General features: G+C 68.2%; 8 protein-coding genes. 5 read left to right on the forward strand and 3 right to left on the reverse strand.

Annotated elements, in window-relative coordinates:
• Nucleotides 1-122: 122 nt before the first annotated feature.
• From treS to A3K89_RS11595, 3 genes are read left to right on the forward strand one after another with little or no spacing between them, the layout of a single operon-like run.
• Nucleotides 123-2,303 (forward strand): maltose alpha-D-glucosyltransferase, encoded by a 2,181-nt coding sequence (gene treS, locus A3K89_RS11585; RefSeq protein ID WP_068425418.1) that lies wholly within the window; start codon nt 123-125, stop codon nt 2,301-2,303.
• A 17-nt stretch (nt 2,304-2,320) separates the two neighbouring features.
• Complete coding sequence (locus A3K89_RS11590; protein ID WP_254303494.1) at nt 2,321-2,857, forward strand: hypothetical protein; 537 nt, start codon at nt 2,321-2,323, stop codon at nt 2,855-2,857.
• A 51-nt stretch (nt 2,858-2,908) separates the two neighbouring features.
• Nucleotides 2,909-3,871 (forward strand): ABC transporter substrate-binding protein, encoded by a 963-nt coding sequence (locus A3K89_RS11595; protein WP_068425420.1) that lies wholly within the window; start codon nt 2,909-2,911, stop codon nt 3,869-3,871.
• 14 nt (nt 3,872-3,885) lie between these two features.
• On the opposite strand, the gene A3K89_RS11600 is transcribed toward A3K89_RS11595, so the two are convergent.
• The 3 genes from A3K89_RS11600 to A3K89_RS11610 all read right to left on the reverse strand — a co-directional run bounded on the left by A3K89_RS11600 (nt 3,886) and on the right by A3K89_RS11610 (nt 10,079).
• Nucleotides 3,886-5,334, reverse strand: a complete 1,449-nt coding sequence (locus A3K89_RS11600; RefSeq protein ID WP_068425422.1) for a dynamin family protein — start codon at nt 5,332-5,334, stop codon at nt 3,886-3,888.
• On the reverse strand, nt 5,331-7,145 hold the full coding sequence (locus A3K89_RS11605) for a dynamin family protein (protein ID WP_068425425.1): 1,815 nt from the start codon (nt 7,143-7,145) through the stop codon (nt 5,331-5,333). Before A3K89_RS11605 ends, A3K89_RS11600 begins: the two co-directional genes overlap by 4 nt.
• A gap of 99 nt (nt 7,146-7,244) precedes the next feature.
• Nucleotides 7,245-10,079: an IniB N-terminal domain-containing protein gene (locus tag A3K89_RS11610; protein WP_068425428.1), complete on the reverse strand. Its 2,835-nt coding sequence runs from the start codon at nt 10,077-10,079 to the stop codon at nt 7,245-7,247.
• A gap of 257 nt (nt 10,080-10,336) precedes the next feature.
• Here A3K89_RS11610 and A3K89_RS11615 point away from each other — a divergent pair, with 257 nt between their 5' ends.
• Nucleotides 10,337-12,100 carry an Hsp70 family protein gene (locus tag A3K89_RS11615; protein ID WP_068425431.1) on the forward strand — a complete coding sequence of 588 codons (1,764 nt, stop codon included), beginning with the start codon at nt 10,337-10,339 and terminating at the stop codon, nt 12,098-12,100.
• A complete protein-coding gene (locus A3K89_RS11620) occupies nt 12,100-14,187 on the forward strand; it encodes a helix-turn-helix transcriptional regulator (protein WP_068425434.1) in 2,088 nt (695 codons plus the stop codon). Before A3K89_RS11615 ends, A3K89_RS11620 begins: the two co-directional genes overlap by 1 nt.
• The last annotated feature ends 38 nt before the right edge of the window (nt 14,188-14,225 follow it).

The following is a 14,225-nucleotide window of genomic DNA, read 5'->3' on the forward strand; positions in this document are numbered from 1 at the left end:
TTCACCGCCGCAGAGCCTGTCTCGCAGTCAGGTTTCGCGGAATATCGGCGGGGGGATACGGAACACTGCGGCGCAGCCCGCGCGTACGTAGGGTCTAGAACAAAGCGAGGCTACGGAGGCACATGGATCCCGAAGTGCAGCACGAACCGAGCGAGATCACGTACGACGAGAAGTTCTATCCGGCACGACCCCGTCCGCTGCGCCCTTCCGTTCGCCGTGCCGACCGCAACGGCGCGCGGTCCCAGGACGGCGACCCGTCGGCGGACAATCCGCAGTACGTCGAATGGCTCACCGAGCAGTCGATGCTGCGCGACGCCACGCTGATCGCCGAGCAGCTGTCCGGCAAGGGCAGCATGTGGCAGAACCCGTACGCCGATCCGAACCCGCGCGGTGCCGTCGAACGTGCGCCCGTCTGGTTCACGGCCTACCCGATCTCGGTCATCAACGCCCCACGGACCAGCTTCCTCAGCACCCTCGGTGACGAGGCGCTGTGGCAGGCGTTCTCCGAAATCGGTATCACCGCAGTCCATACCGGGCCGGTGAAGGTCGCGGGCGGCATCCACGGCTGGCGTCCGACACCGTCGGTCGACGGTCACTTCGACCGCATCGGCATGCAGATCGACCCTGCCTTCGGCACCGAGGAGGAGTTCCGACGCCTGTGCGTCGTCGCAGCCGCGTACGACGGCATCGTCATCGACGACATCGTCCCCGGCCACACCGGTAAGGGTGCCGACTTCCGGCTCGCGGAGATGGCCGTCGCCGACTATCCGGGCATCTACCACATGGTGGAGATCGAACCGCAGGACTGGCATCTGCTCCCCCGCGTCCGCGCAGGCGCCGATTCACAGAACATCGACGCCGAAGCCGAGGCCAACCTCGCCCGCGCCGGCTACATCATCGGCCAGCTGCAGCGCGTCATCTTCTACGAGCTCGGCGTCAAGGAAACCAACTGGAGCGCAACAGCTCCCGTCGTCGGTGTCGACGGCGTAGAACGACGCTGGGTGTATCTGCACTACTTCAAGGCGGGGCAGCCGTCGATCAACTGGCTGGACCCGTCGTTCGCCGGAATGCGTCTGGTGATCGGCGACGCGTGCCACTCCATCGCCGATCTCGGAGCGGGCGCCCTGCGTCTCGACGCGAACGGGTTCCTGGGCGTCGAGCGTCGCGCCGAAGGACCGGGGTGGTCCGAGGGACATCCGTTGTCCGAGGCCGCGAATCACCTGATCGCGAGTGTCGTGCGCAAGATGGGCGGGTTCACGTTCCAGGAGTTGAACCTGACGATCGACGACATCAAGGCGATGGGCGCCAACGGCGCCGACCTGTCGTACGACTTCATCAACCGGCCCGCGTACCACCACGCACTCGTCATGGGAAACACCGAATTCCTGCGGCTGACAATGTCGTTGGCCCGCGACCACGGCGTCGACCCGGCATCTCTGGTTCACGCGCTGCAGAACCACGACGAGCTCACCTTCGAGCTGATTCACTTCGCGACGCTGCATGCCGAGGACGAGTTCCACTACTGCGGCGAGGTCGTCAAGGGTTCCGACCTGGGCGACCAGATCCGCGCCGAGCTCACCGACCGTCTGACCGGCCGATGGGCGCCGTACAACCGAACGTTCACGACCAACGGAATCGCCTGCACCACAGCCAGTGTCATCACGGCGTCGCTCGGGATCAGAGACCTCGACCGGATGGACGAATCCGACATCGAGACCGTCAAGACGGCACATCTGATGCTCGCGATGTACAACGCGCTGCAGCCCGGCGTGTTCGCACTGTCCGGTTGGGACCTGCTCGGAATTCTGCCGGTCGACGCGGACGACGTGGCCGAGCTCATCCGTGAGGGCGACACCCGCTGGCTGAACCGCGGGGCCCACGACCTGATGGGCAGCTACCCCGAAGCCGAGCGATCGGAATCCGGAATGCCGCGCGGCAGAAGCCTGTACGGCACGCTTCCCGAGCAGTTGAAGGACCACAACTCGTTCGCCCGTCGTCTGGCCCGAATCATCGAGCTACGCAACAGGTACGGCATCGCCACCGCGCAACAGCTCGACGTGCCGACGGTGTCTCACAAGGGCCTGCTCGTGCTGGTCCACTGCCTGAATCAAGGCGTCATCCAGGCGACCGTCATCAACTTCTCGTCGGACGAGGTCGTCGCCACCATTCAGTCCAAACATCTCACGGCGGGTGCGACGGTCTACGACATGTTCGACGACTCCGAAGTCGCTGTGGTCGACGAGCTGAACAGTTTCCCGATGACGCTCGCGCCGTACCAGGGGGTGCCGGTCATCCTGCGGTGACCCTAGGATTGGTCAGCGTGAACGAAGAGCGAGAATCCGAGTTTCGTCGACCGCCGGCACGCCCGGAATTCTCCGTCGCTCCGTTGCGTCCACACACCGAACCGACCGGGCCGACGCCCGCGCTGCGAATCGCACTGTGGGCGTGGGCCGCGGTGGCCGTCGTGTTGGTCGGGATCGCAGCCGTCGTCGCCCTCGAGTACGACGACGTGCGCGCAGCTCTCGCGGTCTCGGTGCAGGACGCCGGGGCCGGCGCCACGTCGTCCGAGGTCGCGGACACGGTGACGGCAACCCTGCTCGGCAGCGGCGCCGTAGCGCTGGTACTGCTTCTGCTCGCGGCGCTCGGTCTGTCGATGGCCGCCGCCAAGCGGGTCGCGTCGGGAATTCTTCTCCTCGTCGTCGGACTCGCGACGGTCGGTGCGTGCGTCCTGTTCTGGTCGTTCATGTCCGACGCGGGGTCCATCGCATCGGGCGTGCTGCAGTGGGGTCCGTTGGTGGGCGCGGGCTTCGCCGCAATCGCGTCGGTCGCCGCGGCTATCGGTATGGCCCGGAAGTGATCTTCGCCGCCCGGGATGCGTTCAACAGCTAAGGGTTGCTTTACTTAAGTCATGAATTCGATCCCGACTCGACGTCTCATGGCTCTGACCAGCACGGCGTCGGTTCTCTTACTTGTCACTGCCTGTAGTTCCTCGGAAGCGTCCGAGGAACAGGCGACACCGGGTACGCATTCGGTCTCGACGCAGTTCGGCACGATCGACGTTCCCGACGAGATCGAATCCGTCGTCGTCATCGACGGGCGCCGCGACCTCGACATCGCACTCGCGTTCGATCTTCCGATCGTCGGCATGCCGGTCGAAACCGAAGCTCCGCCGGAGATTCCGGGCGCCCTCACCGCACCCACCGAAGCGCTTCTCGCCGACGGGGTTCCGGAGCTGTATCCGCGGAATGTCGTCGACGTCGAGTCCATCGCACGCGTCGCCCCCGACCTGATCATCGGTCGTGACGAGGTCGTCGAGGAGATCTACGACCAGCTGAGCACCGTCGCACCGGTTCTGCCCGTCGGTTCCACCGGTTCCGGTGTCACGTGGCAGCAGGACGTCCAGGCCGTCGGCGACGCGTTGAACCTGCAGGACGACGCGCAGAAGATCATCGCCGAGTACGACGCACGGGTCGGCGAGATCAAGGCCACCCACGCCGACGCCATCGCGAACACCGTCGTGTTGCCCGTCAGCACATCCGACGAAGGGGGCATCTCCGTCGGACGCGAGCGTGTTCCGTCCATCGCACTCGTGGACATCGGTGCGCGCTTCGGAAGTGCATGGGATGCAGCGACTCCCGAGGTGGAGTACGGGCCCGAGAACATCACGGCGGCCGGCGACGCCGACGCGATCATCGCCGCCATCACCACGGACGAGGACCTGCGCGCGATGAACGCCAACGCACTCTGGACGTCCCTGCCCGCGGTAGCGAACGGCCGCATCGTCCGTACCGACAAGTTCACCAACGACGGCGGACCGTTGACCGCATTGTGGACGCTCGACCTGGTCGAGCAGTTGTACGCACCCGAGTAGGAGCTACGTCCGGATCAGCGCGTGCCTGCGACGATGCCCTCCGCGCTGCGCGCGGCCACGGCGCAGGCACGCGCAGTGAAGGGATCGAGCAGCGGATGCTCGGACATCCTGCGCCACTTTCGCACTGCGGTGAGCGCACCGTCGCGTATCCCGCTGTCCGCGTCCATACCCAACCGGGCAGCGGGACTTATCCCGTAGCCGCCGATGAGGCGTTGCAACTCGGCGAGGTCGCCTTCCGGAAGCTTTGGCGCCTGCGAGCGCATCCTGCCGAGCAGGCGCAACTCCTGGAAACCGTGCACGTCGGCCAACATTCGGCCTGCTTCGGCGCGGAATACCCCGGACTGCGGGATCGGCCGTGCTTCCAGGATGCGTTGAAGCGCAACGAGAGCCGAGTGGAGCTTCAGCTGGTCGGCACGCTGCCCGAACTGGACGTCGATGACCGAACGCAGTTCGTTCAACCCACTACGCTCGACGAGTTCCGCTGCGAGCGTCGGTGAATCGTGCACACCGAGCTTGATCAGCGTGATCGCCATGCGAATTCCGAACAACCCGAAGCGGTCGACGATGGACGCACGCAGATCCGCGTCCACCGGCAGCAGCCCCGGACGGGAGAACCGATCGGCGGACAGCATGGCGAGCTGCAGGTCGGCGTCGGGCACCTGGGCGAGCGTTTCGAACGCAGCGAACTCGTTCTGCCGCAACGTCTCTGCCGCCAACGCGAGCAGGCCTGCCACCGGAACGACGGCCTGACACAGCCCGGTCGCCTCCAACTCGGCGGCGAAGCGCGACGCCACCTCCTTGGCGGACATCATCGCGTCCATGCGGCCCGCGCCTACCTCGTCGGCACGGGACACGACGCCCACGACACCGAGCGGGCCGGACTCGCCGCCGACGTGTGCGCCGATCTGGCCAAGGAACGACACGTCCGTCGCATTCAGCGTCCGTAGCAGATACACCACCGCGTCCGCGCCCGACGACGCGTTCTCCGGTGTCAGCATCGACAGCGTCCTCGCCGACACGTCGCGGGACAGCGACGACGTCCCCGGGGTGTCGATGATGGTGGTGTGGTGCAACGTTCGCGCCGGCCATTCGACGTCGAGGCGATCCACCTGCGACGCCGTCAGGGAACCGAGGTCGAACGTCAGCCTTCCGTCGCGACGCTGAACGGGCACGTGTGCAGAGCGGTCACCGTCGTACCAGGCCGTCACGGTCGGCGACGGGCCGCTGCGGTACCACGTCACGACCTTGGTGCACTCGGTCGCGTCGGTCGGCGCTATGTCCTGTCCGACAAGCGAATTGAGCAGAGTCGACTTGCCCGCCTTCAACGACCCCGCCAGCGCGACGCGTAACGGCTGGTCCAGCCGGTCGAGACATTCCGTCAGTGCTGCGGCCGCATAGGTGTCGATGGAGTAGGCGCTGCGTGCCGCGGCGATGAGGGTGCGAGCGTCGGCGAGAGCGGTCACCGGACGGAATCACCTGCCGGTACGAGAGCCGACGCGCGTTCGTTCAGTTCTGCGACGACCTTCATGTCCCGATCCAATTGCGCGATGCGCGTCGTCCGTTCGGTGGTTTCGACGTTCGCGGCCTCCTGGGCGGCCTTCAGCGAATCGTTGAGCGATCGAAGAGTCTGCTCGGCGATCGACGTGAAGTGGTCGCGCAGGACGCGCTGGATCTGCCGCAGTCGGTCCTTGGACTCCTTGCCGACCTGGAAGCTGACGTCGTCGGTGAATCGGCGGATCGCCATCTTGGCCTCGGCACGCCTGCTCTTGATCCGATTTTCCTTGTCCTCCTTGTACGCCTTCGTGCCCAGCAGCACTCCGGCGCCGATGGAGATCGGGTTGAGCAGGCTGAGCCCGACGAACGTCGTGATGAGACCGAACATCAGGATGCCGCCGTACGACCCGCGCATACCGACGAGCACCTTCTGCGTGATACCGGTCTTGCCGGTCTCCAGATCCGCAAGCGACGCAACGGGATCGAGCACGTTCTCGAGGTCGCCGAGGTCCAGATCGGGTAGCGCGACGGCTCCCGCTGCCGCGAAGTGTTCCGCGACGAGCTCGGACAACCACAGTGCACGCTCGTGCGCCCACACGAAGTTGTCGCCGACGGATGCGGCGATCTGCTCCTCGAGCCATTCCCCCAGCTCGACCCAATCGGATCCGGGATCGCCTTCGTCGACGGTCTCCTCTGCTTCGCGCGTCACCCGGCGCAGGCGGTCGCGCAGGTCGTGGTCGATGTCCGACGCGAGGTCGGCGATACCGTCGCTCAGCGTCTGTTGCCACTGCGACGTCTTCTTGTGCAGTTCCTCGGCGGCGGCCTTGGCCCGCTGCAGTCCGGCGACGGCTGCCGCGGCGCGCTCCGGATCTCGCAGTGCCGCAAGCTCACTGCCCATGGCGAGCGTGAGATGTTCGGTGACGGAACGGACGTCGAGCGACACAGCGGAACGCGTCGTGGCATCGGCCGTCGACACGACCTGGTCGCGTAAGAACGCGTAGAGGTCGGGGAAGCCCGATTCGGCGTTGAGTTCCTCATCGTTCAACCGCAGCGCATGTGAACGCAGCAGCGACGACAGCGCGATCATGGGAACGTCGAGCCCCTCACGCTGCAGATGCCCACGGTTGGCCTCGACGATCTGACGCCAGTGCGGGTACAGGTCGGTCTTGGTGATCAACACGGCGACGGACGGGCACAGGCCGAGAACCTGTCGGAGGAAGGCGGTTTCGGGTTCGGTGAACTCGCGGCTCGCGTCGGACACGACCAGTACCGCGTCGGCCGACGGGATCAAGCCGAGAGTTGCTGCGGCATGCGGATTTCCGTGGCCTCCGACGCCGGGCGTATCGACGAGAACGAGTCCGTCCGCGAGAAGCGGACTCGGAACGTTCACCTCGAGACGCAGCACCTCACGCCCCTCGGCACGTGGACTCGCGGGCGTGACGGTCTGCAGTTCCTCGAGCGGGAGGTCGACGCGTACCGGGTCGTTACCCGGGTCGGCCAGAACCAGTTGCGCGCTCGGCTGTTCCGCGTTCTGCACGATCGTCGGGATCGCCGTCGTCTCGTCGTCACCGACCGAGCAGACCTCCAGATTCAACAGCGAGTTCACGAACTGGCTTTTCCCCTGTTTCAAGGGTCCTACGACGACTATTCGTCTTCTGGGGTCGAGCACTCGATCGCGTGCGAGTTCCATACGCGAGACGAGATCGGACCGTCCGACCGTCTGCGCCACTGCCGCAGTGCGATCGAGCAGATCGGCCAGCTGCTTCGCTTGCCCGTCCATAGCCTTCTTTCGGATACACGTGTGTTTGAACGAGACTCTAACGACGAAGAGGCCCCGCGCGCACTATGCGGGGCCTCTTCGTCGAACCATGTCAGGGTGTCACGGGTTCAGCAGGTCCGTGTTGTGGTCGGCCGCGACGTCGGTGACGGACGCGGCAGTGCTGTCGATATCGCCGTGCAGGCTGCTGTCACCCGACAGTGCCGAGCTTGCGCTGCCGAAGACATCGGAGTCGACCGACGACCAGGCGCTGCTCGACGCGGCCCCGTCGAACGAGCCCGACAGCGAACCGGACGTGCTCGCGGCGCCGTCGGCGAATCCGCCGATGCCGGAGGAGATTCCACCCGCGAGTCCGCCCACTGCGTCGGCACCGCCGCCGATTCCGCCCGCGATCTGACCTGCCACGTCGGATCCGGCGTCGACGCCACCGGCCAGTCCGCCTGCGACGTCGCCCGCCACGTTTCCGGCGGCAGAGCCTGCGGCTTCTGCACCGCCGGTGACTGCGCCGGCGACGCCTGCGCCTGCTGCCGCACCTGCGTCGACTCCGGCACCGAGTCCGGTGGTCAGGCCGCCGCCGAGGTCACCGGCGACCGAGCCACCGAGGTCGGCAGCGCCATCCACCGCACCAGCCAGGCCACCACCGAGACCAGCAGCCGCATCGACACCCGCACCGACGGTTCCATCCACCGCACCAGCCAGGCCACCACCGAGACCGGCAGCCGCGTCCACACCCGCACCGACGGTTCCATCCACCGCACCAGCCAGGCCACCGCCCAGACCGGCAGCCGCGTCCACACCCGCACCGACAGTTCCATCCACCGCACCAGCCAGGCCACCGCCCAGACCAGCAGCCGCGTCCACACCCGCACCGACGGTTCCGCCGAGAGCGCCACCGAGGCCGGTGGTGAGTCCGCCGCCCAGTCCGGCGAGTCCGCCGCCGAGACCTGCGAGTCCGCCGGTCAGGCCTGCACCTGCGTTGCCGACGGCGGCGAGGCCACCGTCCAGTCCGCCTGCGAGGCCACCTGCGACGCCGCCGACGGTTCCGAGTCCCAGATCACCGGAACCCGTGAGGTCGCCGGCCGCACCGAGGGCCGCGTCGAGAGCTCCGGTGAGCGCGCCGCCGAGCTCTGCGCCGCCACCGAGGGCCGTACCGAGGTCGAGCGACGTACCGAGATCGAGTGCACCGCTGGTGTCCAGGACGGTGTCCAGGGCTGCGCCGAGGCCTGCGCCCGCTTCGCCGCCCACACCGAATGCTGCGCCGAGCACGCCTTCGAGGTCGGTGGCTGCACCGACGTCGACGCCTGCAGTCGCGTCGAGTGCGGAGCCGAGAGCCGCGGTCAGGCTGCCGATCGCGCTGGTGTCCAGGTCGAGTGCGGTGCCGAGTGCACCGGAGACGATGCCGCCGAGGTCGGCGCCGGTCACTCCGGTGAGGTCCAGGTCGGCGAGGGCACCCGCGTCGAGCACTGCGCCGAGCGAGGACCCGATCGTCGACGCGAGGCCACCTTCGGTCGCGAAGACGCTCTCGAGTGCGCCGCCGAGGCCCGAGGCCACGTCGAGGTCGACGCCACCCGCCAGGTCGCCTGCTGCACCGAGGGCTGCGTCGAGTGCACCTGTCAGTGCGCCACCGAGCGCTCCGCCTGCACCGAGAGCCGTACCGAGGTCGAGTGCACCGGTCGTGTCGAGCACGGCGTCGAGAGCTGCGCCGAGGCCTGCTCCCGCTTCGCCGCCCAGTCCGAACGCGCCGCCGAGGATGCTTTCGAGATTGCCACCGAGACCTGCGCCCAATGCGCCGTCGATCGCCGTGCCGAGCGAACCGGTCAGGTCACCGATGACACCTGCGTCGAGATCCAGCGCGGTTCCGAGCGTGCCTGCGACGATGGCACCGAGGTCGGCGCCGACGAGGCCACCGAGGTCCAGATCGGCCAGGACGCCTGCGTCGAGGACGGCACCGAGGGCGCCGCCGAGGGCAGTTCCGAGGCCACCCTGCAGAGCCAGAACGCTTTCGAGACCACCCGCCAGACCGCCGGCCAGGCCTCCCGCGAGACCGCCGCCTGCGCTGATCGCGGCGTCGAGGGCCGAGCCGAGTCCTGCTGCGACACCGCCGCCGAGGCCGAGGCCCGCGGTCAGTGCGGTTCCGAGGTCACCGGCGAGATCGATTCCGCCGAGGCCGATCACGGCACCGAAGGCGTCGCCGAGTGCTGCGCCGAGGTCGGCACCGATGGTTCCGCCGACACCGAAGACCGATTCGAGGGCGCCGCTCAGTGCACCGTCGACGCCGGCGAGAGCGCCGAGGTCGATGCCGCCCACAGCTCCGAGGGCCGCGTCGAGAGCGCCGTTCAGTCCTGCCGTCACGTCGGCACCGAGGTCGAGTCCGCCGCCGATGAGGCCGGTCAGTGCGCCGCCGAGATCCGCTGCGCCACCGAGGTCGATCGATCCGCCCGCGCCGATGATCGCCTCGAGTGCGGCGCCGAATGCTGCGCCGAGCTCGGCACCGATCTGGCCACCGACGGCCAGTGCCGCGCTGAGAGCTGCACCGATGGACGCTGCGATGTCGCCCGCGAGGTCGATGTCACCGCCGAGTCCGCCTCCGATTCCACCGCCGATGATTCCGCCGCCTGCAAGGCCACCGCCGACGACGGCTCCTGCGGTCAGGCCGAGGCCGGTCGACAGTCCGCCGCCGATCGCGGCACCGCCGGCGAGACCGCCCTCGATGCCACCCGACGCGCCTGCGCCGACGATCGCGGCCAACTGCGATCCGGCGCCGGCGAAGAGGCCGGACTCGGCGACCATCGGTGCGACCGCGACGATGTCCGCGTGGCAGACGTCGCCGAGCCCGGCCGCGGCGAGAGCAGCCTCGGGGTTGGCGCAGTACGCGGCAGCTGCCTCGTCGTCGCGCAGCAGGCTGAGGATGAAGTCGAGTACTGCGTTGGTGGCCATGTCCTGGCTCCTTCTGGAATCGGTGATTCGTGGTTGATCACAAAGCTATGGACCCCAGCGGGTTCGGCCAACGGGCCCCAGCCCCCTATTCACGAAGCTTCTCCCAGGGGTGTCGCATTAGGGGATCTCGGAGCTATAGGGGATTTCCCCGCCAACCATCCGTGAGCAGCTGTGAAGCGTAACGAAAGATGCCATGCTTTCGACATCAACGACAGCGCCGCTCGGCGCTGGCACCTCGAGAAGTCGGAGACGCAGAAATGAGCGCAGGGCTCGGCATAAGGATCGGAACGATCACCTCGGTGGCCGTCCGCAGCGATTCCCACGACCCGCACGCGCCCCGCGACTACGCGACCGACGAGGCCATGCCCACCGTCACCAAGAAGTCCGCGCTCGATCTGCGCCCCGGTGCCGCACCCAGCCTCGCGAACACAGGGGAGCGTAGCCCGCGGCACCTGCTGAGCGGCTTCGCAGATCGCGTCGGCGACCCTGTTCCGCTCATCGACGACGACGGCCGTTCGCACCAGGCCGAGGATCTGTTCGCCACGGCCGCGCGTGTTCTCGTCGCCGAGGTGAGCGCGGGGGCGGAATCCGACGCGGCCGTCGTTCTCACCCATCCCGATCGTTGGTCCGGCTACACCGTCGACACCCTGCGCGACGCGCTGGGACGTGCGGGCGTTCCCGACGCGACCCTCGTCACCGACTCGGTCTCCTCGATGCGGTGGCTCGAGAGCATGCGCGGCGCGTCGGGCGACGGACTCGTCGTCGTCTACGACCTCGGCGCGTCGTCGCTCGACGTGACGTTGATGCGAACCGGCGTCGAACAGGGCGCCCTCGGCCCCGGCGTGCACTCCACCGACTTCGGCGGCGCGCAGTTCGACCACCTGATCACGCAGTACGTGCTCGAAACCGTCTCGAGCAGCCATTCTTTCGATTTCGATCCGTTCGATCCCGATACCGTCGGTGCTCTCGTCGAACTGCGCGCCCGCTGCGGCGAGGCCAAGGAGCAGCTGTCCTACGAGACCGCGACGACGCTGTCGGTCGACCTGCCCGGATTCAGCGCCGAGACGCGTCTGGTTCGCGACGAGGTCGAAGACCTGCTGCGCCGGCCGATTCTCGACTCGATCGAACTGGTCCGGGAAACGTTGCACACGACGGGTCTCGACATCTCCGACGTGACGCAGGTTCTCCTGATCGGTGGCAGCTCGAGCTTTCCACTCGTCGCCGAACTGATCTCCTCGGAGCTGCGAGTACCGGTCGTCACCGGTCCGCACCCGGACCGCATCCCGGCCATCGGAGCCGCACTGTTCGGCGCGGAGATCGCCGCCGCGAGCGTCGCCGAGGCACCCACGGCGGCAGCCGTCGCAGTCACCCGGCCCGCGCCTCGTCCCGCGCCGGTGATGTCGACGGCAGCTGCCGACGAGGGCCGCATGTCGGGCCGCAAGCGCGCGGGTATCGTCGTCGCTTCGGTTGCGGCACTTGCCGTTCTGGCCGGCGGCGGACTCTCCCTCGGTACCGCGCTCACCTCGAACGACGCGCCTGCCGATGCAGCGGTCGTCAGCACCACGACCCCCTCGGAGAAGACCGCGCCCGGAACCACCGCAGCGACCGTCGCCGACTCGAACGGGACGGCCACGACGTCGAACGGCCTGCCCGCACCGACCGTCGCAGCCGATGGAACGCTCATCCCGGCGCCGGGCACCGTGATCGCGCCCGACGGCACCGTCGTCGCCGATCCGGCAGCTCCCGCAGCAACCGGAACACCGGGTGCGCCCGCGCCGAACGTCGCCGTTCCCGACGTCTCCGTCCCGAGCGTGTCCGTTCCGAGCCCGCAGGCACCGACGTACACAGCACCCACCTACACCCCGCCGACCTACAACGGTCCGACGCTCGGTGACGTGGGTACCGGCGTCGGCGGAGCCGTCAGCGATCTCGGCACCGGCGTCGGAGGCCTGACCGGTGGCGTCGTCGACGGTCTCGGCAACGTCGTCGGCGGAGTTACCGGACCTCTGCTCGGCAACTGATGTCCCTGACGAAGCCGGCGATCGCCGCACGGGCAGCGGAACGAGGCCGCCCCATCTCGGGCGCACTGGCCAGTGCCGTCCTGACGGTGACCGGCGGGTGCCCGATGACGGTGGACATCGCGATCGATGCTGCGCGACAAGCTGATTCGGACGAGTCCGTCACCCGAGTCGTCGCGGACGCCGTGTACGAGCATCAGGTTCGACGGCTTCGTGACCTCGGCAGCTCCGAGCAGGACGTCGTCGCCCTTGCGCACTTCGGCATCGGTCACGACGTCGAGGTGTTGACCGAACTGTCCGACGGCTCCGACGCCGCGTCCGTTCTCGAGCAGGCGCTCGCGTCGGGCGCGCTGGCCGCAGCTCCACTGCCGGGTGTCGACCGGGCGTTGCGTGAAGTCCTCGGAGCTCGACGACTCTCGGCCGTGCTCACGACCCTGCTCGAGTTCCGACTGAAGACCGAGACTCTCGACGCTTCCACCGCACTGACGTTGTCGCGCAACGGGATACAGCACCCCTCATTGGCCCGCTTTCTGTGCGCTGCCGCGGACGTCGCCGAGCCGGACGACGCCACGCTCCTCTATGCGGGCGCCGTCGACGCCGGGGCTGATCCGCTGCCGGTGGCCGCGCGCCGAGCCGAGGCGTCGGCTGCGCTCGGCGACTTCGATGCGGCCGAGCAGCTGTGCGACACCGTGCTCGAGAACAGCACGTCGGTCGATGTCGACGACCTACGCAGAGCGGTCAGGGTGTCCGCCACCGTCGCCGCCGAGCGCGGGATGACAGCACGAAGCGTTCAGCTGTTCGAGTGGCTCGGACCCGAACGACTCGGCGCCGACGCCGATCTCGCGCGGACGGTGTCGCTCGTCGGCGGCGTTCCCCCCGCCTCGGACGCAGACAAGCCGTCCACGCCACCGACGTCGGCGACCGCCGCCGTGGCCCTGTTGGCGACGGGCCTCGAGCAGAGCGTCGCAGCCCGGTCGACCGCCGACGTCGTCGCCGCGACGAACACGTTGATGCGATCGGTGTCGTTGTCCGGAACCAGCACTCGCCGCGTCGCGCCCGAGAACGCCGCGTCGACGTCGGTACTGTTCGCACTGCATTCGGGTGACCTGGCGAGGGCGGAGTCGATCGCCGCGCGCGCCGCGGACCAGCTGCCCCCTCGCCACCCCGCTGCCACCCGAGTTACGTTGCTGCGCATCTGGACTGCGATGCTCGCCGGGGACACCCAGTCGGCGACCGCCGGGCTCGACGCACTAAGGATCCCCGCGTCGCACACGCGCAGTCTGTTCTTCGCGCACGCACTCCGCGTCGGCCTCGCGCGACGCTCGGGCGACGCGGGTGCGCTCCTGCGGGCGTGGGACGACGCGCAAGACGTCGTCGTCGCCTACTCGGCGGATCTGCTGTCACTACTCCCGGTCGGCGAATTGCGGCTTGCGGCAGTACGACTGGGCAAGCCGGAGGCAGTGTCGCATCTCGTCGCGCAGGCGCAGCTCATCGTCGAGATGCTGGACGAGCCGCCCGCATGGTCGTCGGCGCTGCATTGGTACGGCGTTCAGGCGGCGATCCTTGCGGAGAATCCACCCGAGCTCGTCCCGCACGCCAAAGCACTTGCGGCTGCAGCCGACTCGAACCGCTACAGCGCGGCGCTCGCAGGTGCTGGCCGTGCGTGGCTTGCCGTACTTCAGGGGCACCCCGACGTCGCGGACGTCGAATCCTCGGCGCGCTCGTTGGCGGGCGTCGGATTGTCATGGGACGGGGCGCGTCTCGCCAGCGAAGCTGCACTGCGCGTCGAGGACACGCGGGTCGCGACGGCACTCCTGCAGATCGCCCGATCGCTACGCCAACCCGTCGCGGCGCCCACCGCAACGACGGTGGAACCCAAGGGGTCTCTCAGCGCACGCGAGGCGGAGGTCGCCGAACTCCTCGTCCTCGGTGTCACCTACCGCGAGGCCGGTAGCAGGCTTTATATTTCCGCGAAGACCGTCGAACATCACGTTGCACGCATTCGCCGACGGCTCGGCGCGGGCTCGCGCTCGGAACTGTTGTCGATGCTGCGTGCCATGGGATACGGGTCGAGCGGCGCCGAGGTGTAACTCCCGGGCCCCCGAATACGACATCCCGGGCAGTGAGG

This window comes from Rhodococcoides kyotonense (assembly GCF_001645385.1).
GTDB lineage: Bacteria > Actinomycetota > Actinomycetes > Mycobacteriales > Mycobacteriaceae > Rhodococcoides > Rhodococcoides kyotonensis_B.